The 25,016-nt window shown below is 41.6% G+C and carries 23 protein-coding genes and 1 pseudogene; 5 read left to right on the top strand and 19 right to left on the bottom strand.

The window, feature by feature from the left end:
• Nucleotides 1-15: 15 nt before the first annotated feature.
• Nucleotides 16-891 (bottom strand): YicC/YloC family endoribonuclease, encoded by an 876-nt coding sequence (locus tag HCJ30_RS09880; protein WP_185392007.1) that lies wholly within the window; start codon nt 889-891, stop codon nt 16-18.
• Between the two features lie 156 nt (nt 892-1,047).
• Between HCJ30_RS09880 and fbpA the strand changes: the two genes are divergently transcribed.
• Nucleotides 1,048-2,760: an Rqc2 family fibronectin-binding protein FbpA gene (fbpA, locus tag HCJ30_RS09885; protein WP_185392008.1), complete on the top strand. Its 1,713-nt coding sequence runs from the start codon at nt 1,048-1,050 to the stop codon at nt 2,758-2,760.
• 87 nt (nt 2,761-2,847) lie between these two features.
• Nucleotides 2,848-3,447, top strand: coding sequence for a short chain dehydrogenase (locus HCJ30_RS09890; protein WP_185392009.1), 600 nt, complete (start codon nt 2,848-2,850; stop codon nt 3,445-3,447).
• A 40-nt stretch (nt 3,448-3,487) separates the two neighbouring features.
• Here HCJ30_RS09890 and pyrE read toward each other — a convergent pair whose 3' ends face one another.
• From pyrE to pyrR, 10 genes and pseudogenes are all read right to left on the bottom strand, one after another.
• Nucleotides 3,488-4,117, bottom strand: a complete 630-nt coding sequence (pyrE, locus tag HCJ30_RS09895; RefSeq protein ID WP_185392010.1) for an orotate phosphoribosyltransferase — start codon at nt 4,115-4,117, stop codon at nt 3,488-3,490.
• Complete coding sequence (gene pyrF, locus HCJ30_RS09900) at nt 4,114-4,815, bottom strand: orotidine-5'-phosphate decarboxylase (RefSeq protein ID WP_185392011.1); 702 nt, start codon at nt 4,813-4,815, stop codon at nt 4,114-4,116. Before pyrF ends, pyrE begins: the two co-directional genes overlap by 4 nt.
• The gene (locus HCJ30_RS09905; protein ID WP_185392012.1) at nt 4,812-5,726 is read right to left on the bottom strand and encodes a dihydroorotate dehydrogenase; all 915 of its coding nucleotides are present in this window, start codon (nt 5,724-5,726) and stop codon (nt 4,812-4,814) included. Before HCJ30_RS09905 ends, pyrF begins: the two co-directional genes overlap by 4 nt.
• Nucleotides 5,723-6,490: pseudogene (locus tag HCJ30_RS09910) on the bottom strand (dihydroorotate dehydrogenase electron transfer subunit); the annotation flags it as partial. The pseudogene HCJ30_RS09910 and the gene HCJ30_RS09905, both read right to left, overlap by 4 nt.
• Nucleotides 6,491-6,509: 19 nt before the next feature.
• Nucleotides 6,510-9,722, bottom strand: coding sequence for a carbamoyl-phosphate synthase large subunit (carB, locus tag HCJ30_RS09915; RefSeq protein ID WP_185392014.1), 3,213 nt, complete (start codon nt 9,720-9,722; stop codon nt 6,510-6,512).
• A complete protein-coding gene (locus tag HCJ30_RS09920; protein ID WP_185392015.1) occupies nt 9,715-10,806 on the bottom strand; it encodes a carbamoyl phosphate synthase small subunit in 1,092 nt (363 codons plus the stop codon). The genes carB and HCJ30_RS09920 overlap by 8 nt, the downstream gene beginning before the upstream one ends.
• A complete protein-coding gene (gene pyrC / locus HCJ30_RS09925) occupies nt 10,803-12,083 on the bottom strand; it encodes a dihydroorotase (protein ID WP_185392016.1) in 1,281 nt (426 codons plus the stop codon). The genes HCJ30_RS09920 and pyrC overlap by 4 nt, the downstream gene beginning before the upstream one ends.
• Nucleotides 12,071-12,982 (bottom strand): aspartate carbamoyltransferase catalytic subunit, encoded by a 912-nt coding sequence (locus HCJ30_RS09930; RefSeq protein ID WP_185392017.1) that lies wholly within the window; start codon nt 12,980-12,982, stop codon nt 12,071-12,073. Before HCJ30_RS09930 ends, pyrC begins: the two co-directional genes overlap by 13 nt.
• Before the next feature lie 83 nt (nt 12,983-13,065).
• Nucleotides 13,066-14,352 carry a solute carrier family 23 protein gene (locus HCJ30_RS09935; protein WP_185392018.1) on the bottom strand — a complete coding sequence of 429 codons (1,287 nt, stop codon included), beginning with the start codon at nt 14,350-14,352 and terminating at the stop codon, nt 13,066-13,068.
• A 128-nt stretch (nt 14,353-14,480) separates the two neighbouring features.
• Nucleotides 14,481-15,032 (bottom strand): bifunctional pyr operon transcriptional regulator/uracil phosphoribosyltransferase PyrR, encoded by a 552-nt coding sequence (gene pyrR / locus HCJ30_RS09940; RefSeq protein ID WP_185392019.1) that lies wholly within the window; start codon nt 15,030-15,032, stop codon nt 14,481-14,483.
• A 231-nt stretch (nt 15,033-15,263) separates the two neighbouring features.
• Between pyrR and brfA the strand changes: the two genes are divergently transcribed.
• Together brfA and HCJ30_RS09950 are read left to right on the top strand one after the other, a co-directional pair.
• The gene (brfA, locus tag HCJ30_RS09945; protein ID WP_185392020.1) at nt 15,264-15,494 is read left to right on the top strand and encodes a ribosome rescue factor BrfA; all 231 of its coding nucleotides are present in this window, start codon (nt 15,264-15,266) and stop codon (nt 15,492-15,494) included.
• An 88-nt stretch (nt 15,495-15,582) separates the two neighbouring features.
• Nucleotides 15,583-16,407, top strand: a complete 825-nt coding sequence (locus HCJ30_RS09950; RefSeq protein ID WP_185392021.1) for an STAS domain-containing protein — start codon at nt 15,583-15,585, stop codon at nt 16,405-16,407.
• A gap of 17 nt (nt 16,408-16,424) precedes the next feature.
• On the opposite strand, the gene HCJ30_RS09955 is transcribed toward HCJ30_RS09950, so the two are convergent.
• The 3 genes from HCJ30_RS09955 to HCJ30_RS09965 all read right to left on the bottom strand — a co-directional run bounded on the left by HCJ30_RS09955 (nt 16,425) and on the right by HCJ30_RS09965 (nt 19,162).
• Nucleotides 16,425-17,333, bottom strand: coding sequence for an RluA family pseudouridine synthase (locus HCJ30_RS09955; RefSeq protein ID WP_185392022.1), 909 nt, complete (start codon nt 17,331-17,333; stop codon nt 16,425-16,427).
• On the bottom strand, nt 17,333-17,797 hold the full coding sequence (gene lspA, locus HCJ30_RS09960; RefSeq protein ID WP_008948184.1) for a signal peptidase II: 465 nt from the start codon (nt 17,795-17,797) through the stop codon (nt 17,333-17,335). The genes HCJ30_RS09955 and lspA overlap by 1 nt, the downstream gene beginning before the upstream one ends.
• 81 nt (nt 17,798-17,878) lie before the next feature.
• A complete protein-coding gene (locus tag HCJ30_RS09965; RefSeq protein WP_070293993.1) occupies nt 17,879-19,162 on the bottom strand; it encodes an NCS2 family permease in 1,284 nt (427 codons plus the stop codon).
• 173 nt (nt 19,163-19,335) lie between these two features.
• Here HCJ30_RS09965 and HCJ30_RS09970 point away from each other — a divergent pair, with 173 nt between their 5' ends.
• The gene (locus tag HCJ30_RS09970; RefSeq protein WP_185392023.1) at nt 19,336-20,706 is read left to right on the top strand and encodes an MATE family efflux transporter; all 1,371 of its coding nucleotides are present in this window, start codon (nt 19,336-19,338) and stop codon (nt 20,704-20,706) included.
• A gap of 84 nt (nt 20,707-20,790) precedes the next feature.
• On the opposite strand, the gene HCJ30_RS09975 is transcribed toward HCJ30_RS09970, so the two are convergent.
• The 5 genes from HCJ30_RS09975 to HCJ30_RS09995 all read right to left on the bottom strand — a co-directional run bounded on the left by HCJ30_RS09975 (nt 20,791) and on the right by HCJ30_RS09995 (nt 25,012).
• Complete coding sequence (locus HCJ30_RS09975; RefSeq protein WP_185392024.1) at nt 20,791-21,588, bottom strand: DUF5067 domain-containing protein; 798 nt, start codon at nt 21,586-21,588, stop codon at nt 20,791-20,793.
• Between the two features lie 350 nt (nt 21,589-21,938).
• Complete coding sequence (locus HCJ30_RS09980) at nt 21,939-22,871, bottom strand: metal ABC transporter substrate-binding protein (RefSeq protein ID WP_185392025.1); 933 nt, start codon at nt 22,869-22,871, stop codon at nt 21,939-21,941.
• Complete coding sequence (locus HCJ30_RS09985; protein ID WP_003728286.1) at nt 22,868-23,710, bottom strand: metal ABC transporter permease; 843 nt, start codon at nt 23,708-23,710, stop codon at nt 22,868-22,870. Before HCJ30_RS09985 ends, HCJ30_RS09980 begins: the two co-directional genes overlap by 4 nt.
• Before the next feature lie 3 nt (nt 23,711-23,713).
• Nucleotides 23,714-24,436 (bottom strand): metal ABC transporter ATP-binding protein, encoded by a 723-nt coding sequence (locus HCJ30_RS09990; RefSeq protein WP_185392026.1) that lies wholly within the window; start codon nt 24,434-24,436, stop codon nt 23,714-23,716.
• 159 nt (nt 24,437-24,595) lie between these two features.
• A complete protein-coding gene (locus HCJ30_RS09995; protein WP_185392027.1) occupies nt 24,596-25,012 on the bottom strand; it encodes a MarR family winged helix-turn-helix transcriptional regulator in 417 nt (138 codons plus the stop codon).
• Between the last annotated feature and the right edge of the window lie 4 nt (nt 25,013-25,016).

The raw sequence follows: 25,016 nt of genomic DNA on the forward strand, positions 1-25,016 counted from the left end.
TTCCCCTCCTGCATATCATTCCACATTTTGCACTTGTTCTCGAATTTTTTCAAGCGTCGTTTTCATTTCAACCACTTGTTCCGTGATTTTTAGCGAACTAGCTTTGGAGCCAATCGTGTTGACTTCGCGGTTCATCTCTTGAATCAGAAAATCCAGCTTCCGGCCAATTGGTTCTTCGAGTAAAATAATACCATAAAATTGCTTTAAATGACTCTTTGTTCGTTCGACTTCTTCGTTAATATCTGCCTTTTCGAGCAGCATTGCGACTTCGGTAAGAACGATACTAGGATCAAATTGGTCGCCTACAACGTTTTGTAAACGCGTTTCGATTCTGTCTTGATAGTGTTTTTCTGTGTTTGGAATTTCGGCTTGAATGATTTCCAAGCTATTTTCGAGTGCAGTAAGATGTTGTTTGAAGTAAAGCAGTAATTCTGCGCCTTCCATCCTTCTCATCTCGTCCAAACGCTCGGTTGCGCGGGCAAGTGTGTCTAAAACCAATTGTTCTAATTCGCTACTTGCTTCTACTTCTTCCTCAATAGAAAGATACGCTTGTTCTTGAAGTAAATCGGTCATCGTTGGTAATGCTTGTAATTCATATCTAGCGCTTGCTTGTTTGATAAAACGGTAATAGCTGTCTGCGAGGTCCCAATCAATATGTAGTGCACGTTTTGAAATTTGCTCTCCTGTGATGGAAAAGAAACATTCAATTCTACCACGTTTGATTTGCTTACTTACGGTCTTTTTTAATTTTCCTTCTAAATAAGCGAGCTGCTTTGGCATCCGAAAAAGGAATTCGGAGTAACGGTGGTTGACTGCTTTTAATTCAATGGTTACTTTGAACGCGTCCAGTTCTTTCGTAGCACGCCCAAATCCCGTCATGCTTTTCACCATTCGGCAAGACACCTTTCATAACTTAAAGTTTCCTCTAAGATTACTTGAAATTTGTTCTGACTTCTTATTATACCAAAGCTACTCCTTGCATACAATACATTTTCAGAATGTATGTTAAAATAGAAAGTAACTAACTCACAAAGGAATGAATAACTAATGGCGTTTGATGCAATGTTTTTAAAATCCATGACCGAAGAACTTGCCGAACATGGTGAAAGTGGCCGCATTATGAAAATCCACCAACCGTTTTCGCATGAACTTGTTTTATATATTCGAAAAAACCGTGAAAATAAACGTCTACTTATCTCCTCGCATCCTAGCTATGCGCGCATTCAGTGGACGGATGATATTCCTGAAAATCCGGCAACTCCGCCAATGTTCTGTATGTTGCTCCGGAAATATTTAGAAGGCGCTATTATTGAGTCGATTACGCAGCTTCCTAATGAGCGGATTTTACAATTTAGTATTCGCGGTAAAGATGATATTGGCGAAAATCGCTTTTGTGATTTATTCGTGGAAATTATGGGTCGTCATAGTAATATCACTTTGGTCGACCGTGCGAAAAATGTGATTGTTGATTGCATTAAACACGTTTCTCCAGCGCAAAATAGTTACCGGACACTTTTGCCGGGAGCGACGTATGTTTTACCACCAGCGACGGATAAATTGAACCCATTCGAGGTTACCGCGGAGCAAATTCTGGATAGACTGGATTTTCCAGCAGGTCGAATGGATAAACAACTCGTACAAAATTTTGCGGGATTTAGCCCCTTGCTTGCTCGGGAAATTGTGTTTCGCGCTGGAAACTTAACGGCAGATTCGTTTGTTGCTGCCTTTTTCGAAGTGATTGGACTTGTGAATGACCATCTAGGAAGTGCAGCTGTTCCAAATGAATGGCGCATCCAAAATAAAGAGGATTACTATTTCTTCCCGCTCCGTCATGTTGATGCAGAGACAACGGAATTCGCTAATTTGAGCACACTTTTAGACCATTTTTACATTGGCAAAGCGCGCCGGGATCGTGTTCATCAATTCGCGCATGATCTGGAAAAACTATTATCCAATGAACTGGCTCGTAGCAGACTGAAAATCGAAAAACTCGAAAACACCCTACTCGAAACGGAAAAAGCAGATGTCTACCGTATTCAAGGTGAACTGCTTACTGCCAACTTGCATTTAATGGAGCGAGGTATGGAAGAAATCACCGTAGAAAATTTTTATGATGATATGAAAAAAATGACGATTCCGCTCGATACGCGAAAAACTCCATCCGCCAATGCGCAAAGTTACTTTAGCCGTTACCAAAAATTGCGTAATGCAGTCGAAGTGGTGAAAGAGCAAATCGCACTGACGAAAGAAGAAATCACTTATTTAGAGTCAGTCGAATCCCAACTAGAAACGTCCGGCCCACAAGACGTGGAAGAAATCCGCCAAGAACTCGCTGAACAAGGTTACCTGCGTTATAAACAGAAAAAAGGCAGTCGGAAAAAAGCTACTTTGCCCGCACCGGAAAAATACACTTCTTCGACTGGCTTAACGATTTTAGTCGGAAAAAATAATAAACAAAATGATTATTTAACAAATAAATTAGCTCGCAACAATGAGTATTGGTTCCACGTGAAAGATTTGCCCGGTTCGCATGTAGTGATTCAATCAAGCAGTCCCGATGACACGTCGATTACAGAAGCTGCGATGATTGCCGCCTACTACTCGAAAGCCCGCCTTTCAGCAACCGTTCCAGTCGATGGTACACTCGTAAAACACGTGAAAAAACCAAATGGCGCCAAGCCTGGTTATGTCATTTACGATAACCAAACAACTTATTTTGTTACACCAGATGAAAAGCTTGTGTTAGCTTTAAAAAATTAACGGTTCCTTTTTGGAGCCGTTTTTTCTTTCTATTTTTAGGGTAGATGTTAACTGACTTTACTTTTTAATTGGAAGGATGATAAACGAATGAAAATTTTATTAATCGGTGCTTCTGGTACGCTTGGTTCTGCGGTGAAAGACCGTTTGGAGAAAAAGGCGGATGTGATAACAGCAGGCAGACATAGTGGCGATGTGACGGTGGATATTACGAGTATCGATAGTATTAAAAAAATGTACGCCCAAGTTGGCAAAGTCGATGCGATTGTTTCGGCAACAGGCAGTGCCACTTTTTCACCTTTAACGGAATTAACGCCTGAGAAAAATGCGGTGACAATTAGCAGTAAATTAGGCGGTCAAATTAATCTCGTTTTACTCGGTATTGATTCATTGAACGATCATGGCAGTTTCACACTTACTACCGGGATTATGATGGAAGATCCAATCGTCCAAGGGGCTTCTGCTGCAATGGCAAATGGCGCGGTCACTGCTTTTGCTAAATCTGCTGCGATTGAAATGCCGCGCGGAATTCGGATTAATACAGTAAGTCCGAATGTTTTAGAAGAATCTTGGGATAATTTAGAGCCTTTTTTCCAAGGGTTCCTACCAGTTCCAGCTGCAAAAGTCGCTCGTGCGTTTGAAAAAAGTGTTTTTGGCGCCCAAACTGGACAAAGTTATCAAGTATATTAATAGAAAAAGAAGCTCGCCTTTAGGATAGGCGAGCTTCTTCTTATTTACCCCAATTTTCCGGGTTCTTTTTCCATTCTTTTAATGTTGCCATATCTTCAGCAGTCACGTAATTTTCATTTAAAGCTACTTCAATTAGCTCGTCGTAGTTTGTTAATGTCACTAGTTTTGTGTCAGCTTCTTCTAGCAATTTTTTCCCTTTATCTAATCCATATGTAAAAATGGCCGCGATGCCAACTACTTCTGCTCCCGCTTCTTCGAGTGCTTCCACTGCTTTAAGTGAACTTCCGCCGGTCGAAATCAAGTCTTCAATCACGACGACTTTTTGACCTTTCGCGATTGGACCTTCGATTTGGTTCCCTTTACCGTGTTCTTTTGCTTTTGAACGCACGTAGACCATTGGTAAATCTAGCAAATCGCTCACCCATGCGGCATGTGGGATTCCAGCAGTTGCGGTACCTGCAACGACATCCACTTCGCCAAATGTTTGCTTAATTTTTTCAGCTAATGATTGAGCGATGAACTGACGAACTTTTGGAAAGCCTAATGTTAGGCGATTGTCACAGTAAATGGGCGATTTGATTCCGGATGCCCATGTAAATGGTTCATTTGGTTTTAAAAATACCGCCTTGATTGCTAATAATTGTTCGGCTACTTGTTTTTCGATGCTCATGCATTCCACTCCTTTAAAACTTGATTATAAGCTGCTACTGGGTCATTTGCGCGAGTGATGGAACGACCGACAACAATGTTCGACGAGCCAATCAAACGTGCTTTTTCTGGTGTTACGACGCGGATTTGATCGTCGGCTGCGTCACTTGCTAGGCGAATACCTGGTGTTACGCGTAAAAAATCAGTGCCATTTTGTTGTTTGATGGCTTCTGCTTCTAGTGCGGAACAAACCACACCATCTAGCCCGGCTTGTTTTGTTAAATCACTATAATGTAGCACAGACTCAAGCAGACTCGTGTTGATTAATTGCTCCGTTTGCATATCCGCCTCACTTGTACTTGTCAGTTGCGTTACCGCGATAATTGTCGGACGTTTGCCGCTCGCGGAACCTATTTCAAGACCTTCTAGAGCTGCTTCCATCATGTTCTTCCCGCCTGCTGCATGTACATTGACCATATCAACGCCTAATTTTGCTAAGCCAATCATCGCGCTTTTGACTGTGTTTGGGATATCGTGAAGTTTTAAATCTAGGAAAATTTGATGATTTTGTTGTTTTATTTTTTCAACGATGACTGGACCGTTGCTATAAAAAAGTTCCATGCCTACTTTCACGGATAATGTTTCTCCGGAAAATTGGGCTAGAAAGCTCTCTACTTCTTCATAAGTTTGGAAATCTAGCGCGATAATAGGTTTATTCATTGAGTTGCTCGCTCCTTTTTCAGTTCTTGTAGGGAAGAAATGCCGAGTTCATCCATTCGTTTTGGTAGTTCGGTAATTAATTTTGGGCAGATAAATGGATCGGTAAAGTTCATTGTACCTACTGCGACTGCATCTGCTCCGGCGATTAAAAATTCTAGCACGTCGTCCACTGTTTGCACGCCGCCCATTCCGATAATTGGGATATTACTTACGGCGCGGACTTGGTGAATCATCCGGATTGCGACTGGTTTAATCGCGGGGCCAGAAAGTCCACCGGTGCCATTTGCGATAACTGGTTTTCGTGTTTTTAAATCAATACGCATACCGAGTAATGTGTTAATCATCGTCAGACCATCTGCTCCAGCTGCTTCGATTGCTTGCGCGATGGAAACTATATCCGCTACATTCGGTGATAATTTCACATAAACTGGTACACTCGCGACATTTTTCACGGCTTTAGTTAAACGGTGCGCTACTTCTGGGTCTGTTCCAAATGCGATACCGCCGTGCTTCACATTCGGGCAGGAAATATTGAGTTCGATCGCTTTCACTGCCTTGGATTCACCGATTCGGGCGCAAACTTGGACATAGTCGTCCTCGGTTGCACCAGCCACATTGGCGATAATCGGTGTTTCGAATTGTTCTAAAAATGGAAGTTCATGGGCCAAAACATGTTCCAACCCCGGATTTTGTAGCCCGATGGCATTAAGCATCCCGCTCGCGGTTTCTGCTACTCGCGGGGTCGGATTTCCAAGTCGAGGTTCGGGGGTTACCGCTTTTGCCATAATCGCGCCAAGTTCATTTAAATCATAGTATTTGCTATATTCTTGTCCGAAGCCAAAACATCCTGATGCTGGCATAATTGGGTTTTTAAGCGACAATCCGGGAATTTCTACAGCTAATCTATTCATAAACTCACCTCATCCGCACGAAATACTGGTCCATCTTCGCACACTTTAAATTGCTTGTTCGCGTCATCCGCTTTTGGACAAACACAGGCATAGCAAGCTCCGATACCACAAGCCATTCGTTCTTCTAAAGAAAGATACGTTTTCGTTTCTGGAAAACTAGCTTTCACTGCTTGGAGCATCGCTTTTGGCCCACAACTGTATATGACATCCGGTTCTTCTGGAAAATTTTTCGTAATATCTGTAACGAAACCTTGTGTTCCAAGCGTGCCATCCACCGTCGCAATATGCACTGTGCCATACGCCGCCATTTCTGTTGCATAAAAACTATCTTTTGCAGATTGGAACCCATTTACAAACGTGACTTGTACGCCTTTTTCAGCTAACTCTTTACCGAGCTGATACATCGGAGGGACACCGATTCCGCCCCCGATTAAAAGTGCGGTTTTCGGCGCGGGAGTTGCAGCGATATCGAACCCTTTTCCAAGCGGACCTAACACATCAATCGTATCCCCTTCCACAAGCGCGCTAAAATCTTTCGTCCCATCTCCTTCAACCCGGTAAAGCAGAATGCAGCTTTTCGTCCGTTTATCATAAGAACAAATACTGATTGGTCGTCTCATGAGCAAATCAGAGCGGCTCGGTTTCAGCATTAAAAACTGACCCGGCGACATATCTGCCACACATTCCCCGGTTAAAATTAGTTCGTATACTTTATCGGCAATTTCGGTTTGCTGAATGACTTTCATTTCCGTCTGTAACACGGTTCCACCCCGTTTCTTCTATTTATACACGTGCTTTCGGTTGCTTCACTTCACTGGCATTCATCGATTCTAGTTCAAATGAGCGCGATTCAAGTACACGCAAGATTGCTTCTGCTGTATCAAGCGATGTACAAACCGGAATGCCATTTTCGACAGATTCGCGGCGAATTTGGAAGCCATCTCGTTCTGGGCGTTTGCCAGTTGTTAAGGTATTTACTACGAGCGTTACTTGGCCGTTTCGAATATAGTCAATTAGCGTTTCTTGATTTTCCCCAATTTTTTTCACTTGCGAAACTGGAATTCCGGCTTCTTCTAGTGTGCTCGCTGTTCCTTTTGTCGCCATGATAGTGAAGCCAATGCGGTTAAATCTCGCAGCTAACTCGACAGCCTCTTCTTTATCGCGGTCAGCTACTGTTAGGAGTACTGTTCCGTAATCATGCATCGTTGTTCCGCTAGCTACAAATCCTTTATAAAGTGCTTTTTCTAAGGTAATGTCTTTCCCCATAACTTCTCCGGTTGATTTCATTTCAGGTCCAAGCGATGTATCGACACTACGCAATTTCGCGAAAGAGAATACCGGCACTTTAACAAAAATTTCTTGTTTTTCTGGTGCAAGTCCTGGCGTGTAACCAAGGTCGATTAAGTTCTCGCCTAGAATCACTCTTGTCGCCACATTCGCCATCGGAATTTCAGTAATTTTACTTAAAAATGGCGCTGTCCGGCTGGAACGCGGATTTACTTCGATAACGAAAACTTCTTCGCCGTCCACGACATATTGGATATTCAGCATGCCGATGATATTTAAGCCAGTCGCCAGCCTAGTCGTATAATCGACAATCGTATTTTTCACTTGAATGCTTAGACGTTGGGCTGGATACACAGCAATTGAGTCACCGGAATGGACGCCGGCACGTTCGATGTGTTCCATGATTCCCGGAATTAAGACGTTTTCACCATCACTGATTGCGTCCACTTCTACTTCTTGCCCACTCACATAACGGTCTACTAAAACTGGGTGTTTCGGATTTACTTTTACGGCGTTGGTCATATAATGTTTCAATGCTTCTTCTGATTCCACGATTTCCATTGCCCGGCCGCCAAGCACATAGGATGGACGCACGAGGACAGGATAGCCGATAGCTGTTGCTACTTTGATTGCTTCCTCTACCGAAGTAGCTGTTTTCCCAGCTGGTTGCGGGATTTCTAGAATTTCTAGCGCTTTTTCAAAGGCATCCCGGTTTTCCGCGCGGTCGGTATCTTCTAGGCTCGTACCAAGAATTTTCACGCCGCGTTTTGCCAAACCATCCGCTAAGTTAATTGCTGTTTGCCCGCCAAATTGTACAACAACCCCAAGTGGCTGCTCGATTTCAATCACGTGCATGACATCTTCTAGCGTCAATGGTTCAAAGTACAGCTTATCCGAAATACTAAAGTCGGTAGAAACGGTTTCTGGATTATTATTGATGATAATCGCTTCATAACCTGCTTGTTGAATAGCCCATACCGAGTGCACGGTCGCATAGTCGAATTCTACCCCTTGCCCAATCCGAATCGGACCAGATCCAAGCACAATCACGCTTTCTTTCGCTGATCGTGTCGACTCATTTTCCTCTTCATATGTGCTATAGAAATATGGCGTAGTTGATTCAAATTCAGCTGCACACGTATCGACCATTTTGTAAACTGGGAAAAGATTTTGTGCTTTTCGTAAGTCGTAAATGGCTTGTTCGTCGATATTCCAGCATGCTGCAAGGAAAGCGTCGGAAAATCCGGCCCGTTTTGCTTCTGCTAAAATGTCTTGATTTTGCGGGTTTTCTTTAACACGATTTTCAAGTTCGATCGTTTTGCTAAGTTTATATAAGAAGAATAAATCTATTTTTGTTTTCGCGTGTAGTTGTTCGATTGTTTGACCTCGGCGCAAGGCTGCTGCTAAGAAGAATAAGCGATCATCTTCCGGGAAGCAAATTTTGCGTTCTAATGTTTCTTCGTTGGCGTTTTCTGCTTCTTCGAGTAAAAGATGATCCGCGCCGACTTCTAGTGAGCGCACTGCTTTTAGAAGCGCTTCTTCCCATGAACGACCGATTGCCATGACTTCACCGGTTGCTTTCATTTGTGTTCCAAGACGGCGATCTGCTTGTTCGAATTTGTCGAAAGCAAAGCGCGGAATTTTCGCAACCACATAATCTAGCGTTGGTTCAAAATGGGCATAAGTCGTTCCAGTTACTGGGTTTCTAACTTCATCTAGCGTTAAACCAACTGCGATTTTTGCTGCTAGTTTGGCAATCGGATAGCCGGTTGCTTTAGAAGCTAGCGCCGAAGAACGGCTTACACGCGGATTTACTTCGATAACATAGTAATTATAGCTATCCGGATCAAGTGCCAGCTGAACGTTACAGCCACCTTCGATTTCAAGCGCGCGGATAATTTTCAGCGATACATCTCGCAATAATTGATATTCGCGGTCGGACAGCGTTTGGCTCGGCGCAACAACGATGGAATCTCCTGTATGTATACCAACTGGGTCAATATTTTCCATGTTACAAACGACCATCGCGTTATTATTCGCGTCACGCATTACTTCATATTCGACTTCTTTAAAACCAGCAATACTTTTTTCTAGCAAACATTGCGTTACCGGACTAAGTTTTAAACCACTCGTCACTGTTTCGATTAAATCTTGTTCATTATGGCAAATCCCGCCACCAGAGCCACCAAGCGTATAAGCCGGGCGAACAATTACTGGATAACCGATACGTTCGACAAAAGTATAGGCTTCGTCCAAATTATGGATAATGTCGCTTTCTGGCACTGGCTCACCTAATTCATTCATCAAATCCCGGAAAGCTTCGCGGTCTTCCGCTTTTTTAATCGCCGTTAAATCCGTTCCAAGCACTTCCACGTTACATTCATCCAAAATCCCCGCCGCAGAAAGTTCCATCGCCATATTCAACCCCGTTTGTCCCCCAAGCGTTGGTAAAATGGCATCCGGGCGCTCTTTGCGAATGATGCGCGATACAAAATCAAGTGTAATTGGCTCAATGTAAACTTTATCCGCCATTTCCGCATCTGTCATAATTGTCGCTGGATTCGAGTTCACTAGGACAACCCGATACCCTTCTTCCTTCAAACTAAGACAGGCTTGCGTTCCAGCGTAATCAAACTCCGCTGCTTGTCCAATAACAATCGGGCCTGAGCCGATTACAAGAATTGTTTTTATATCGTCACGTTTAGGCATGTAGTTCACCCTCCTCTTTCCCATTCATCATTTCCATAAATTCATCAAATAAGTAGTTCACATCGCTCGGTCCCGGATTTGCTTCTGGATGATATTGTACTGTATATGCTTGGAATTCTTTATGAGCTAGCCCTTCCACCGTTTCATCATTTAATTCAATATGCGTTACTTTTAAATCTGTGCCAATAAGCGAATCTTTTTCTACCGCGTAGCCATGGTTTTGTGCTGTAAAATCGACACGGCCCGTTGCCAGCTCTTTCACCGGATGATTCGCACCACGATGGCCAAATTTCAGTTTAAAAGTATCCGCGCCGTTCGCAAGCGCAAACAGTTGGTGCCCTAAACAAATACCGAATAGCGGCAGTTTGCCTTGAATACCGCGAATCATTTCTAACGCCTCTGGAACGTCTTTCGGGTCCCCAGGTCCATTCGATAACATTACGCCGTCCGGGTGCATCGCTATAATTTCTTCCGCAGTCGTATTGTAAGGAACAACCGTCACATAGCAGTTCCGTTTATTCAGTTCCCGTAAAATCGAGCTTTTTACACCATAATCCACTAGCACCACTCGTTTACCATCTCCCGGGCTTGCAAATGCTTTAGCCGAGGAAACCTCATGTACTTGGTCAACCGGCAAGCGAACCGAGCGCAAATGATGAAGCAATTCTTCTTTATTTGCCGTTTCTGCTGCCAAAATCCCTTTTAACGTGCCTTCTTTACGGATTAATTTTGTTAATTTTCGTGTATCAATACCCGCAATTCCCGGAATCCCTTTTTCTTTTAAAAATTCATTCAATGTCATTTGGTTGCGCCAGTTGGAAGGATATTCTGCGGCTTCACGTACTACAACCCCTTTGACAGCTGGATTAATCGATTCAAAATCGTCACGATTCACGCCGTAATTGCCAACAAGCGGATACGTAAAAGTGATAATTTGGCCGTAGTAAGAAGGATCTGTGATTGTTTCTTGGTAGCCCGTCATTCCCGTATTGAACACTACTTCGCCGATAGTTTCTTTTTCACTACCAATCGCATCCCCGATAAAATAATTACCATCTTCTAGCATTAAAATTCGCTTTGTCATTTGATTTCCCCCTCATTGTATACAAGCGTTCCTTCTGCAAACGTGGCTACCGGCCAACCGATACACGTTTCTCCAACAAATGGTGTATTTTTTCCTTTTGAGTAAAAAGTAGCCGGGTCGATACTCGCTTCTTTTTCTAAATCAAGCACGACGATATCCGCCACCGCGCCTATTTCTAGTTTGCCATACGGTAGTTTAAAGCATTCTGCCGGCTTCACTGTCATCCAGTCAATCATTTGTTTTAATGTCCATTCGTTCGTTTTGACAAAATGTGTATATAGTAATGGGAAAGCTGTTTCAAGTCCAACGATGCCAAAAGCCGCTTGCTCCATCGGTACATTTTTTTCTTCTGCTGCGTGTGGTGCATGGTCTGTCGCGATAAAATCAATCGTTCCATCCAGTAGCCCTTCTAAAAGTGCCGCCCGATCTGCTTTGCTGCGAAGGGGTGGATTCATTTTCCAGTTACCATCATTTCCCGGAATATCTTCTTCATCTAAAATTAAGTGATGTGGTGAAACTTCGGCAGTCACGCGAATTCCCGCCCGTTTCGCATCACGGACAACTCGAACTGATTCTTTGGTCGAAATGTGGCAAACATGATAGTGACAGCCCGCCGCTTCCGCTAACAAAACATCCCGCGCGATTTGAACAGACTCGGCAATATTCGGAATTCCTTTGAGTCCTTCTTTTTCCGCAAAGATTCCGTCATGGACCACACCGCCATAAATCAGCGAGTTATCTTCGCAGTGTGCCACAATCGCCATGTCTAACGCCGCCGCCCGTTTCATCGCTTCGTACATCGTTCCGGCTAGCTGCACGCCCACCCCGTCATCCGTGAAAGCAAATGCGCCCGCTTCTTTTAATACTTCAAAATCTACCAACTCGTCCGTACCAAGGCTTGTCGTAATTGACGCATATGGCAACACGCGCACCTCAGCTGTTTCTTTAATTTTCGCTTGTAAACTTTCCATTACTGCTTTGGAATCTGGAACAGGCTTCGTATTCGGCATCGAGCAAATCGTCGTATATCCACCACGTGCGGCTGCTTGCGTTCCTGTCAAAATGGTTTCTTTATGTTCGCCGCCTGGCTCGCGAAGGTGTACATGGACATCAATAAATCCGGGAGCAATCAGTTTTCCAGTTGCGTCGAATTCTTTCCCGCTTGTTACTTCAATCGAATCAGCAATCAAGTTAACTTTGCCATTTTGAATGAGTACATCTTTCTTCTCAAGCTCGCCTGCTTCATTTAACACTTGTCCATTTTTTAATACGTACATAATTTCGCCCTCTTTTCCTGTTCTTTTAAAATAGCTTCCAAAATAGCCATTCGTATAAAAACGCCATTTGTCATTTGGGTAACAATGCGTGATTTTTCGCTTTCGACTAAGCTATCAGCAATTTCCACATCACGGTTCACTGGACTTGGATGCATAATAATCGCATCTGTTTTTAATTTCGCCGCCCGCTCGACCGTTAAACCAAATTGTGTATGATAACTTTCTTTAGTAAATTGTTCTGTTCCACTGTGGCGCTCATGTTGTACCCGTAAAAGCATCATCACATCGACCTTTTCAACCAGCTCATCTACTGGTAAATATGTGCCGTATGCTAAGTAACTTTCATCAAACCATTCGCGCGGCCCGGAGAAAAACAGCTCTGCCCCCAGCCTTTTTAACACTTTCATATTGGAATTCGCTACCCGGCTATGTCGAATATCGCCCGCAATCGCTACTTTCAACCCTTGAAAAGTGCCAAATTGTTCTTTAATCGTGAATAAGTCGAGCAGTGATTGACTTGGATGCTCCCCGCAGCCATCCCCGCCGTTTACGATTGCAATATCTAGCTTTTCAAGTCCCGCGTAGTAGTTTTCTTCCGAATGCCTGATTACTGCGACATTCACTCCGACCGCTTGCATCGTGAGCAGCGTGTCGTATAGCGTTTCGCCTTTTGTCATGCTAGAGCTTGCTGCATCAAAGGAAACCACCTCGACGCCTAACTTTTTCTCCGCCACTTCAAAACTCGTATGCGTTCTCGTGCTCGGTTCAAAAAACATATTGACCGCAAAAGCCCGCTCGCTAAAAGTTGCTTTTTTCCCGCGTTTAAATTGTGCCGCTTGCTCTAATAAATGCTCGATTTCATGGACGGTTAATGCTTCCATTGACAACAAATTTTTCATTTAAAGCGCCACCTTTTCTGTTTCATTTTATAGAAAAACCTCTGGAGTATTATATCTGCAGAGGTTTTTTGTCGTGTAGTAGGTCAGGCTGATTTATGCTCGGCTGGTAAGACTAAGTTTAAAATAATCCCGATAACTGCTGCGAGCGCCATGCCAGACAGTTGGAATGATCCTGCTTGAATGAACAAGCCGCCAATTCCGACTACTAGTACAACGGAAGCAATAATCATATTACGATTAACACTTAGGTCAATTTTATTTTCAATCATCATTCGAAGTCCGCTTGTCGCAATAACCCCAAAGAGTAGCAGGGAAATTCCGCCTAGAACTGCTGTAGGAACCGAGGTGATAACTGCATTAATGTAACCGATAAATCCGAAGAGAATGGCGAAAACTGCCGCCCCTCCGATAACAAACACGCTATATACTTTTGTAATTGCTAGAACGCCAATGTTTTCACCGTAAGTTGTTACAGGTGGTCCGCCGATGAACGATGCGATAATCGAAGCCGTACCATCCGCAAGCAAGGAACGATGAAGCCCTGGGTCTTTAAAGAAGTTTTTATTTGTAATTCGATTAAGTAGTAATTGGTGTCCCATATGTTCCGCCATCGTTACAAACGCAAGCGGCGCCATACTGAGGACAACTGTAACCGTGATAACTGGATCTATATTAACAAATGGAATACTGAAATCTGGAATTTGGAAGAAAGAAGCATTTTTGATTAACGTGTAATCTACCATCCCAAATGCCATACTCGTTAAGTAACCGACTGTGAAGCCGAATAAAATTGGAATTAAGCCCATAAATCCTTTGAAAAACATCATTGCGATAATGGTTGCAAGGAGCGTAATAATTGCTACTGCCAAAGTTTCTAAACTGTATTTACCATTGTTCGTTCCCATCGCCATCGCTGCTGCACTTGGCGCTAGCGATAAACCGATAACCATAATGACTGGCCCAACAACAATTGGTGGTAAAACCTTTTGAATCCAGTCAACACCTGCGTAGTAAACAATCAAGGAAACAATCGCGTACACAACTCCGACTGAGAAAGTTCCGACCATAACTGCGCCCGGCCCTCCGCCCGATTTTGCTGCAAGTAATGCGGTGATTGGTGCAATAAAAGTAAAGGAAGATCCTAGATATGCGGGGATTTTCCCGCGAGTAATTCCTAGATAAGCTAGTGTCCCGAGCCCGCTAGATACAAGCGCTACTCCCGGACTTAACCCTGTCACACTTGGCACAAAGATAGTGGAGCCAAACATGGTGAAAAGGTGCTGGATGCTAAGAATAATCCATTTATTAAAGCTTGGTCGTTCGTGTATATCTAGTACTGGTTTTGTCACTGTTTCTGTCGTTTCTGTCATTTTCTTCCCTCTTTCTTCATAAAAAATACCCCTTGTCTGTGTCGACAAAGAGTATAGAATAATCCCCTATAGAAATTAATCACTCTTTGTCAGCCTCACAGGACTGCTTTTAAAAAAGTGTTACATTGTTATTCATTTTTGTTAATAATTACCGCATCTTCTTCATTGTCCACATCTGTTAGGCGAACTTCTACTCGCTCGTTCCCTGATGTTGGAATGTTTTTCCCTACGTAGTCTGCTCTAATCGGTAGCTCTCTATGGCCCCGGTCAGCAAGTACTGCAAGGTGAATTTGCGCTGGTCTGCCTACATCCATTAATGCGTCCATTGCGGCACGCACGGTGCGACCAGTGTAAAGCACATCATCTACAAGGACGACCTTTTTTCCACTAATATCAAATGGAATGTTCGTTCCGTGTACAGCTGGCTCGCGAGATTCGTCATCTTTGAAAGATAGGTCGTCTCGGTAAAGCGTGATATCAATATCCCCAACAGGCACATCAATACCTTCAATTTCAAGTATCCGTGTATGCAAACGCTCTGCAAGATAGATACCACGAGTTTTAATACCGACAAGCGCTAAATTCTTCGTGCCTTTGTTTCGCTCGATGATTTCGTAACTAACCCGAGTGAGCGCACGTTTGATTGCCGCCTCGTCCATGACAACTACTTGTTTTTGCATCCGAAATCTCTCCTTTTGTGCAAAAAAATAACCCTCTGCCAGTGTAAGCAAGGGAACGCGTACGAGTATACAAATAACCCGTCAAATTATCGTCACCTTCTTAGCCTCTCTGGACTATGTTAAAGGACTTTATTTCATTAGACTTATCTTAACCGATAGAACTTCCCTTGTCAATCAAAAAAACAGAAAATATGTTATACTACTTATAATAAAATAAAGGAGGCCACATCTATGGCTACATCTAAAGCAAAAAAACAGCGCCAAAAGTTAGTGCGCGAGGGACACTTAAACCCTGAAATCAAACGCAGCCCCTTTGCACTAATCGATTTAAGTTCGAAACAAACGAAAACAAAAAAAGGATATCTTTATAGTAAGAAGCAGCAGAATCACCAAGAAGATGATTCTTTTTTTGTGACCTTTTTTAAGTTTTCACAATTTGTACATATTAGCAGCTTGAAATAATTGCCTCTGTCCGGAAATCAGTCCATTTCATTAGCGCTTTGTGCTATGCTGTAATAGCTAAAAACATGTACTTATAGAGGTGAACAAAATGAGCATTATGAAAAGCTTATTACAACAGAAAGAAACCGTTGTGAAAGGCTGGCTTACGTATTATGTATCGGTTGATGATCCGTACATTTTTACACTCAAAAACGATGATCGTTTAATGGATGAAACGGGCTTTGTTTTAGAAAATTTATTTATTGGAATGACAGAGGATTTGGGGCAAATGAACACTTTCGCTCATGAGCTAGGAAAAGCGCAGTTCATTACTTCGCTTGGCATTTCGCATATTTTATTCCATATTCGTTTGCTAGAAGAATTTCTGCTTGATTATGCTTCCGATAATAATGTCGAACCCACGAACTTCCGCGAATTGTATTTATTTAGTATTAAGCTGCATCAAGTCTTTAGTAGCTTCACCCAACATTTAATCGAGGGTTATACTTACGCCACAGAACAAATGATGCATCAAAAAGAAAACCAACTTATTAAAGAGTCCACGAAACTCATTTGGATTGCCGAAAAAGTATTCCTTTTGCCACTGATTGGAAAAATTACCGACGAACGCGCAAAACAAATTACCGAGACAGCGCTTTATGAAGCTTGCGAGCAGCCAGTAAACTATTTAATTATCGATTTATCTGGTGTGCAATTAGAGTCACCACGTATCGGCGAGTACATTGAACATTTCTTCTCCTCGCTGAAATTAGTTGGCGTCACACCAATCATCACTGGTATGCAACCACAAATGGCCAAAATAATGGTACAGGCTAGTCTTACGGAACAACAAGGCATCAAAACCTACGCTACTTTGCGCCAAGCAACGAAAGCACTCATGAAAGAAAAAGAAGCAAGAAACGCCCGTAAATAGGTGTTCTTGCTTCTTTTTTAATCTTCTTGTCGTAATGATTTTAATGCTTTTTCAAATGAACTAGGTAGTGGCGCTTCAAACGTCATTCGTTCATTCGTTGTCGGATGGTCAAATCCTAATTTTGCGGCATGGAGAAATTGGCCATTGCCTTTAATCGTATTTTTCGGTCCGTATTTTGGATCACCCGCTAACGGATGGCCGATATATTTCAAGTGGACACGGATTTGGTGCGTACGACCAGTGTCTAGTTTACAGTTAATTAAAGTGAAACCAGGTAAACGTTCCAGCACTTCAAAATGTGTTCTTGCTTCTTTGCCATCGCGCACGACAGCCATTTTTTGACGGTCTTCTTTGGCACGGCCGATTGGCGCTTCAATTGTTCCTTTTTGGTGGACAATGTCGCCGTGGACAAGTGCGATATATTCTCTATCCGAAGTTTTGTCTTTTAATTGTTTGGCTAGTGATTCATGAGCGTGGTCGTTTTTGGCAACCATTAATAAGCCCGATGTATCTTTATCAATTCGGTGGACAATTCCCGGACGGATTTTGCCGTTAATGCCGGATAAGTCATCACAGTGAAATAGTAACGCATTCACGAGTGTGCCACTTGCATGTCCCGCGGATGGATGAACGACCATTCCCTCGGGTTTATTAACAACGAGCATATCTTTATCTTCAAAGTAAATATCTAGTGGAATATCTTCCGCTAGTACTTCAAGCTCTTCTGGTTCACGAGCTTCATAATGAATTTCGTCGCCTACTTGTACTTTGTAATTTGGTTTAGCAAGTTCACCGTTTACCGTGATGTCGCCATTTTTTAGCATGAGCTGAATCGCTGAACGACTTTTCCCCATCATTTCAGCAATTACTTTGTCCACACGTTCGCGCGCGTGGCTTTCTTCTATAATCAATGTTTCATTCTGCATTATTTAATTCCTTTCGTTTTGCGGTCGTCTACAAAAACATACACGAGCATTAGTACGACACCAACTGAAAGCGAGGCATCTGCCACATTAAAGATTGGGAAGTAATAATTTCCCCAAACTGTTTGTACAAAATCTACTACTTCTTGATGCAAGACCCGGTCGATAAAATTACCAATCGCACCACCTAGAATAAACGCTAAACTAATGGAAAATAGTCGTTTTCCTTTGGCATATTTTTGCATAATATAAATTATAATTCCAATAACAACAACAGTAATAAGATAGAAAAACCACATATGCCCTTCTAAAATACTCCAAGCCGCTCCGTCATTACGGTAGCTTGTCCAGTATAAGAAACCAGGAATAACTTCTATTTTCTGTCCAATTTCCATATTTTGAACAACAATCCATTTAGTCAATTGATCTAGCGCAACTACAGCTAGGGTGATTAGATAATAATACATTTTCCGAACCCTCTTTTCACATCAGTTAGATAAAAAGTACGCGCTCCCCCGTAAAAACAAGAAGAGCGCATTACTTCTTTATTATTGTATGATAAATTGAAGCAAAAATAAAGCTGCAATTACATACATGACTGGCGAAGTACGTTCCTCGTTCTTCGTGAAAGCACGAAGAATGGGATACGCGATAAAGCCAGCCGCAATTCCGTCTGCAATACTGTACGTCAGCGGGATTAACACAATAATCAGTAGTGCTGAAAAAGTTTCTGCTGCATTCGATAAATCCATTTCTTTAAATTCTTGCAGCATCGACATACCGATAATAATTAAAATCGGCGCAATCGCACTGTTCGGAATAAAAGATAATACCGGCATTAAGAAAAGGGATGCGATAAAGAACAGACCTGTCGTAATTGTTGCTAGACCAGTTTTTGCTCCACTCGCAAACATCGAGCCACTTTCAAGTGCAGAGATTGTTGGGCTTGTACCAAATAAGCCAGATAAAAAGGCAGTCAGGGAGCTAGCTTTTAAAATCCGTGGTAATTTTTCGGTTTGTTTGAGTTGTCTTACTTGTCCATTTGTAAGTCCAACCGTTTCAAACACAATCACCATCGTCATCGTAAAGACGGCGCTCCAAAAACCAACACTCGCCATTCCGGAAAAATCAGCTTTAAAGAGCACATCGCTCCACGGCGCAACGCTTATCGAAGCACCTCCAGCTTTCCCGGCAACACCAAACATCACACCAACGACTGTTCCGATTATTAAACTCCATAAGAAAGCGCCTGGAATTTTTCGAATAACTAAAATCATCGTTAATAGTAGTGTCACAAGTGTTGCTAAAACGAATGGATCGCCTAAATCTCCAACGGCAATGATAGCATGTTTCCCGCGCGTGACGATTCCGCCCTTCTCAAGCCCTAGGAAGATTAAGAACAAACCTAACCCAACCGTAATTGCTTGTTTTAAAATCAGCGGAATAGCTTCATTTAGTTTTCCTGCAAGTGGTGTAAACGCAAGAATCATAAATAGTAAGCCACTCATCGTGACAGCAGCGAGTGCAACCTGCCAGCTTAGTCCCATTCCTTGAACAAGGGTATACGCAAAGAGCGCATTAATCCCCATCCCAGGCATTAGAATAAGCGGTGCATTTGCCCAAAATCCCATAATCAAACAACCAAACGCCGAAATGAAAATCGTCGCAAGGACTGCCCCTTGATAAGGAACTCCAGCCTCCGCTAAAATCGAGCTATTGACGACAATAATATATGCCACCGTAAAAAAGCCAATCATACCAGCCAAAAATTCGGTCCGGATATTGGTTTTATGCTCGTTCAGCCGAAATACTTTGTTGAAAAATTTCTGCATACTTTTTCCTCATTATGAAATTGTCCCTCTCCCAACCCGCAGAGTATTGCCCCTGCCACAGAACTTCATTATAACAAAGATAGCACATATACGAAAGGAAAAGTTTTTTGTTACGCCGCCAGTTCGCCGGATTTATGCTATAATCTTTAAGGATGTAAAAAGGAGATGATTACTTGCAACAAACAGTCACATATGGGGCAAAATGGAAACAATTTCTAACGATATTCACACCGATTGTCATTACGCAACTCACACTTTTCTCGATGACATTTTTCGATACAACGATGAGCGGAAATTATTCGAATCAGGCGCTAGCTGGTGTAGCGATTGGTAGTTCATTTTGGGCTCCGGTGAATGCCGCTTTTTCTGGGTTATTAATGGCTATCACACCAATTATCGCTCAATTAATCGGGGCGAAGAAAGAAAAACAAGTCAAAAACACGGTGCATAACGGCCTATATATTGCTTTATTTTTAGCATTTATTTTAATTCTTATTAATTTTTTGGTCGTTCCAACGATTTTGACACACATGCCAGTTACGGCAGAAGTCGCGGATATCGCCCGTCATTTCTTGAACGGCATTTGTATTGGGATTCCCGCTTTCTTTATTTCCGCGATTTTACGTTCTTTCATCGATTCACTTGGTCTAACTCGAGTAACGATGTTCATTACGCTTTGTACCGTGCCATTTAATATCTTTTTAAATTACTGTTTTATTTTTGGGAACTTCGGTTTTCCGGAAATGGGCGGTGCTGGTAGTGGTTACGCGACAGGGATTACGTATTGGCTCGTTGTTTTAGTGAGTGTGATTTTGATTCAAACACAAACAAGATTGCGCAAATTCGGTATTTTTAAAAGTCTTACAGCGCTTCGGTTTTCGAAGGTAAAAGAGATTATCGGTATTGGCGTGCCAAATGGTTTAACGATTTTATTTGAAACGAGTATTTTCTCGGCGGTGACGATTTTAATGGGCGCTTTTGGGACGGAAACGATTGCGGCGCATCAGTCGGCAAATAGTGTTTGTACGTTGCTCTATGCCTTCCCGCTCAGTGTCGCTTCCACGCTAACCATTCTTGGTGGTTATGAAACAGGCGCGAAACGTTTAAAAGACGCCAAACAATATCGCCATATCGGCATGACCGCTGCAATTTTGATTGGTTGTGCGAACGGAGCTATCCTCTTTTTCTTCCGCGATACAATTGCCGGATTTTACACAAATGATCCCGCGCTTATTGATTTAATTATGCATTTCTTAGTTTATGCGATTCTGTTCCAATTCGCGGATGCTGTCTTGTCGCCAGTACTTGGGGCACTTCGGGGTTACAAAGATGTGACAATCACTACCATTGTCGCCTTTATTTCTTATTGGTTGATTGGTCTACCAGTAGGTTACGGGTTATCCTTTACGAATTTAGGACCATTCGGTTACTGGATTGGTTTAAGTACCGGCCTATTTGTCGCCGCATTTATTTTATCGCTTCGAGTTCGGAAAACGGAGCAAAAACTTTCCTTAAACGCAAAAAACGCAGAGATTTCAAGTTAATCTCTGCGTTTTTTTATTTCATGAATTTTATCTAGTATACTTTACTCGTGTTTGAATGGTTTATTATAGAAGAAAGTCTATAGGCTAATCTTTATTTATTTGATATCTTATTTTCCCATAGAATTCACCATTAACAATGTCTCTATCCACCAAATCCACTGGTATTTCATCATCGTCTAATCCATACGCTATTGCGCATTTTACAGTATCACCTTTTTTTATATCTTCTAATACTCTTGAGGCTGAATCTATAAACTGATCATCGTCCAAAATAGTGGTGTTAAGTGTATTTATTAGATCAGACCTTGTATCTTGGTAAACAACAATCTGCCCCATCCAACTTTTCAATGCTGAAGTAATTTCATCTGATTTATTTGTTACTTCAAACCAAAAAGCTATTATAGGTTTATCCCCAGATTCGTTGCCTTTTTCTCCAATTGGAATTATTTCATGACTCGTGATTCGGATTTTCGTTTGTTCATTCTCGATTACACCGTTTTTTAATATTCTTGTTTGCTTTAAATATCTTCTCTCACGTTGGACTTTAGTTTCTATATTATTTATAGATGGATAAGATGCCAGTATAGCTTTGATATCAATTGGAGGCTTAAAAGAAAAATTATTACTAGCTCCGTTAAAAATTAATAAGATTACAGCTACTGCAGAAACAACCGTTCCCGAGATGGCTCTATTTTTTGGATTCTTAAAAGTTCCGATTATCGAAAAAACAGCACCTAAAATTAAGACTGCCCATCCTAATAAGGGAAGCCATCCTGTGAAAAATTCAATTAATGCAAAGGTGAATCCAGCTAAAGCAAGGATAAATCCAGCTGATCCTAATGTATTCTTTGTTGTCAAAGCTTTGTATTTTTCGTCTTCCATCTTATCTCTACTCCCTGTTGTTATTTTATGTTTAGCATCCATTTTCGTAAGGACAAAATAAATTATCCTTCTGAAAAATTGGAATGGTAGAACTAAAGTCTAGGTTGTATTCACTAGAGTATTTTACTAAAAGTGGCAAGAAATCCCACGGGAATCTAAATAAATCATATCATAATTCTTATATATATTATGTAATTTAAATATTCCGACTAATAAACAACTACACGCTTAAGAATAATAGGATGTATATACCCGCATTTGTTCTATCCCTTCCAATTCGGAAAACGGTACATACACTTTTTTCAATGCAAAAAAACACAGAGATTTTGCATTAATCTCTGCGCCTTTTTTTAGTTAGCTAAACCATCATGAATTTTATCTAAATTGTAGCGCATCATTTCTAAATACGTGTCGCCCACTTCGCCTTTTTTCGCCGTCGAGTCCGTGAAAATTTTCGCGAAAATTGGTACACCGGTTTCTTTAGAAACACTTTCCATACTACGTGGATCTACGCTAGTCTCCACAAATAGATTAGGCACTTTTTCTTTTTCCACAATGCCGACAATTTGTTTCATTTGATCTGGTGTCCCTTGGCTTTCTGTGTTGATTTCCCAAATATAGGCTGCTTTCAAACCATAGCGAGCTGCAAAATATTTAAATGCGCCTTCGCTCGTTACTAATGTTTTTTGATTTTCTGGTAAATCAGCGTATTTTTGTTTAGCTTCTTTATCTAATGCATCCAATTTAGCGATGTATTTTGCCGCATTATCTTTGTAAAATGCCGCATTGTCTGGGTCTGCTTTTACAAGTGCATCGCGTACATTTTCCGTATAGATAATTCCATTATGAAGATCAAGCCAAGCATGTGGGTCTGTTTCTGAGGTTTTTCCTTTTTCTGTTAAGTATTTTGGTTTTACGCCTTTACTTAACTCCACCACTTGATCCTTGTCATCTCTTGATTTGTCCGCAGTTTCAAGCATACGATCAAACCAACCGTTCCCCGTTTCCAAATTCAAGCCATTGTAAAAAATTAAATCTGCATCTGCTGCGCTTTGAATATTGGCTGGAAGTGGATCGTATTCGTGCGGATCCACGCCAACTGGCACAATACTATGAAGCGTAATTTTATCCCCACCAACATTTTTAACAATATCTGCTAAAATCGAATATGTTGCCACCACATTTAACTTACCATCTGTTTTTTTCGAAGCACTATTTTGACTGGAACACCCCGCAAGTACAACTACTAATGCGAAAAGTGCCACAACGAGCATTTTTTTCATTCGATAACCTCCCTCTTTTTTGAAAATAATAAACCTTGTTTTGGTGCGAATAAAAAGGCGATGAAGAAAATAATTGTTGCAACTAATACCATTGCCGCACCGGATGCTAAGTTGAAAATATAACTAAAGTAAAGTCCGATAATCGCACTCACTGCCCCAAAAGTAGAAGCAAGAACAATCATTTTGGATAATTTATTCGTAAGCAGATAAGCCGTCGCAGCTGGCGTAATTAACATCGCTACCACTAAAATAATACCAACCGTTTGCAGAGCCGAAACTGTTACAAGCGTTAAAAGTAGCATCAAGAAGTAATGCAGGAATTTCACATTAAGTCCATATGCTTCTGCCATCACTGGATCAAACGAACTAACGAGAAACTCTTTGTAAAATAATGCGACTAATGAAATCACGATAATGGCAATAATAATGGTCATCCACATATCCGAACTCCGCACTGCGAGCACATTCCCAAATAGAATATGATACAAATCCGTACTACTTTTCGCAAAGGATATTAAAATAATCCCGAGTGCGAAAAATGCACTAAAAACAATCCCAATTGCTGTATCATTTTTAATTCGGCTTTTTTGATTAACAAAACCGATACCAAGAGCTGCTGCAATACCAAACGTTGCAGCACCAATAAAGAAGTTCATCCCCATCATGTAAGAAATCGCTACACCCGGTAACACCGCATGAGAAATCGCATCCCCCATCAGTGACATTCCGCGTAAAATGATAAAACTACCAATCACACCTGACACAATTCCAACTGTCACGGAAGTAATAAGTGCCTTTTGTAAAAAACTATATTGCATTAAGCCTTCTAAAAACAACATACCCTACACCCCTGCCGCAAATGCTACCGGCGCGTCACCGTAAGCAAATTGAATTTTTTCTTCTGTAAATGTTTGTTCCACTGGACCGTGCGCTACTAATTTTTTATTGAGTAAAATGATATCGTCGAAGTAAGCCGCCACTTTATGGAAATCATGGTGCACAACGACAATCGTTTTCCCATTGTCTCTTAGTTTTTTTAATAGCCGCATAATCAGCGCTTCACTCGTCATATCAATACCAGCAAATGGTTCATCTAAAAAGAAAATTTCGGCGTGTTGGGCAAGTGCGCGTGCGATAAATACTCGTTGCAACTGACCACCAGATAGTTCGCCGATTTGTCTTTTCATAAAGCCTGTCATTTCTACTTGTTCTAGTGCGTCTAATGCGAGTTGTTTCTCTTTCTTTCCAGGGCGTTTAATTAATCCGAGTGCTGGATATGTGCCCAGTAATACCATATCGAAAACGGTAATTGGGAAAGTCAAATCCACTTCACTCCGCTGCGGAACATAAGCGATTTTCTTTCTCCAATAGGAAAGTGGCTTATCGGCTAAAGTCACTTGCCCTTGTTCGCGCGGAATTAGCCCCATCATTCCTTTTAATAAAGTTGATTTGCCAGCCCCATTTGGACCGACGATGCCTGTTAATTTTCCTGATGCTATTTGAAGTGTGACATTATCAATTGCCACTTTTTGCTTGTATGCGATTGTTAAACCTTGGATATCCATGTAAACCACCCTTTTCCTTCAAGACTAAATTTTACACTTAACTAAAAATGTTTCCTTAGAGCAACTTTCAACCAAAGTATAACGAAGATTCTTTTTGTTGTAAAGTAAAATGTTCATAAAAAAATCCCGCAGTCGATTAAACTGCGGGATTTTTACTATTTATTTGATGGAGCCATCTGCTAGTTTTTTGAGTAGTTTGCGGAATTCCGCTTGTTCATACTCGGAAAAAACAGCAAAGCGTTTGACGATCATTTCTTTTTTCTTTTTATCAATTTCTTTGACAAATTCCTCGGCACTTGTGGTCAATCTTAGTTCAATAATTCGGCGGTCTACTTCAGAACGATGACGTGTAATAAATTGTTCTTCGACTAAAGTATCAGTAATGGCTGTAATGTGACTGGCAGAAACATCAAGTGTTTTAGCTAATTCTGATGTTTTCGTAAGTCCGCTAGAAATCAAACTCAAGACCCGGTATTCGCTACCACTTAATCTTTTGTCGAGTACTGCTTCGACTTCATGACGAAAACTATTAAAAATTCGCTTAATCAACGTTTCAATTTCTAAGTATGTTTCCATTTTT

Source organism: Listeria cossartiae subsp. cossartiae (assembly GCF_014224155.1).
Taxonomy (GTDB): Bacteria; Bacillota; Bacilli; order Lactobacillales; family Listeriaceae; genus Listeria; species Listeria cossartiae.

Bases quoted from the DNA above. Each gene is read 5' to 3' on its own strand.
- HCJ30_RS09950 (WP_185392021.1), top strand. From the start codon at position 15,583: ATGAGCATTATGAAAAGCTTATTACAACAGAAAGAAACCGTTGTGAAA.
- HCJ30_RS09985 (WP_003728286.1), bottom strand. From the start codon at position 23,710: ATGTTGTTTTTAGAAGGCTTAATGCAATATAGTTTTTTACAAAAGGCA.
- HCJ30_RS09990 (WP_185392026.1), bottom strand. From the start codon at position 24,436: ATGGATATCCAAGGTTTAACAATCGCATACAAGCAAAAAGTGGCAATT.
- HCJ30_RS09935 (WP_185392018.1), bottom strand. From the start codon at position 14,352: ATGACAGAAACGACAGAAACAGTGACAAAACCAGTACTAGATATACAC.
- HCJ30_RS09890 (WP_185392009.1), top strand. From the start codon at position 2,848: ATGAAAATTTTATTAATCGGTGCTTCTGGTACGCTTGGTTCTGCGGTG.
- carB (WP_185392014.1), bottom strand. From the start codon at position 9,722: ATGCCTAAACGTGACGATATAAAAACAATTCTTGTAATCGGCTCAGGC.
- HCJ30_RS09905 (WP_185392012.1), bottom strand. From the start codon at position 5,726: ATGAATAGATTAGCTGTAGAAATTCCCGGATTGTCGCTTAAAAACCCA.
- pyrE (WP_185392010.1), bottom strand. From the start codon at position 4,117: ATGAGCATCGAAAAACAAGTAGCCGAACAATTATTAGCAATCAAGGCG.
- HCJ30_RS09880 (WP_185392007.1), bottom strand. From the start codon at position 891: ATGGTGAAAAGCATGACGGGATTTGGGCGTGCTACGAAAGAACTGGAC.
- pyrC (WP_185392016.1), bottom strand. From the start codon at position 12,083: ATGTACGTATTAAAAAATGGACAAGTGTTAAATGAAGCAGGCGAGCTT.
- pyrF (WP_185392011.1), bottom strand. From the start codon at position 4,815: ATGAATAAACCTATTATCGCGCTAGATTTCCAAACTTATGAAGAAGTA.
- fbpA (WP_185392008.1), top strand. From the start codon at position 1,048: ATGGCGTTTGATGCAATGTTTTTAAAATCCATGACCGAAGAACTTGCC.
- HCJ30_RS09975 (WP_185392024.1), bottom strand. From the start codon at position 21,588: ATGGAAGACGAAAAATACAAAGCTTTGACAACAAAGAATACATTAGGA.
- brfA (WP_185392020.1), top strand. From the start codon at position 15,264: ATGGCTACATCTAAAGCAAAAAAACAGCGCCAAAAGTTAGTGCGCGAG.
- HCJ30_RS09955 (WP_185392022.1), bottom strand. From the start codon at position 17,333: ATGCAGAATGAAACATTGATTATAGAAGAAAGCCACGCGCGCGAACGT.
- HCJ30_RS09965 (WP_070293993.1), bottom strand. From the start codon at position 19,162: ATGCAGAAATTTTTCAACAAAGTATTTCGGCTGAACGAGCATAAAACC.
- HCJ30_RS09995 (WP_185392027.1), bottom strand. From the start codon at position 25,012: ATGGAAACATACTTAGAAATTGAAACGTTGATTAAGCGAATTTTTAAT.
- pyrR (WP_185392019.1), bottom strand. From the start codon at position 15,032: ATGCAAAAACAAGTAGTTGTCATGGACGAGGCGGCAATCAAACGTGCG.
- HCJ30_RS09930 (WP_185392017.1), bottom strand. From the start codon at position 12,982: ATGAAAAATTTGTTGTCAATGGAAGCATTAACCGTCCATGAAATCGAG.
- lspA (WP_008948184.1), bottom strand. From the start codon at position 17,797: ATGTATTATTATCTAATCACCCTAGCTGTAGTTGCGCTAGATCAATTG.
- HCJ30_RS09980 (WP_185392025.1), bottom strand. From the start codon at position 22,871: ATGAAAAAAATGCTCGTTGTGGCACTTTTCGCATTAGTAGTTGTACTT.
- HCJ30_RS09920 (WP_185392015.1), bottom strand. From the start codon at position 10,806: ATGACAAAGCGAATTTTAATGCTAGAAGATGGTAATTATTTTATCGGG.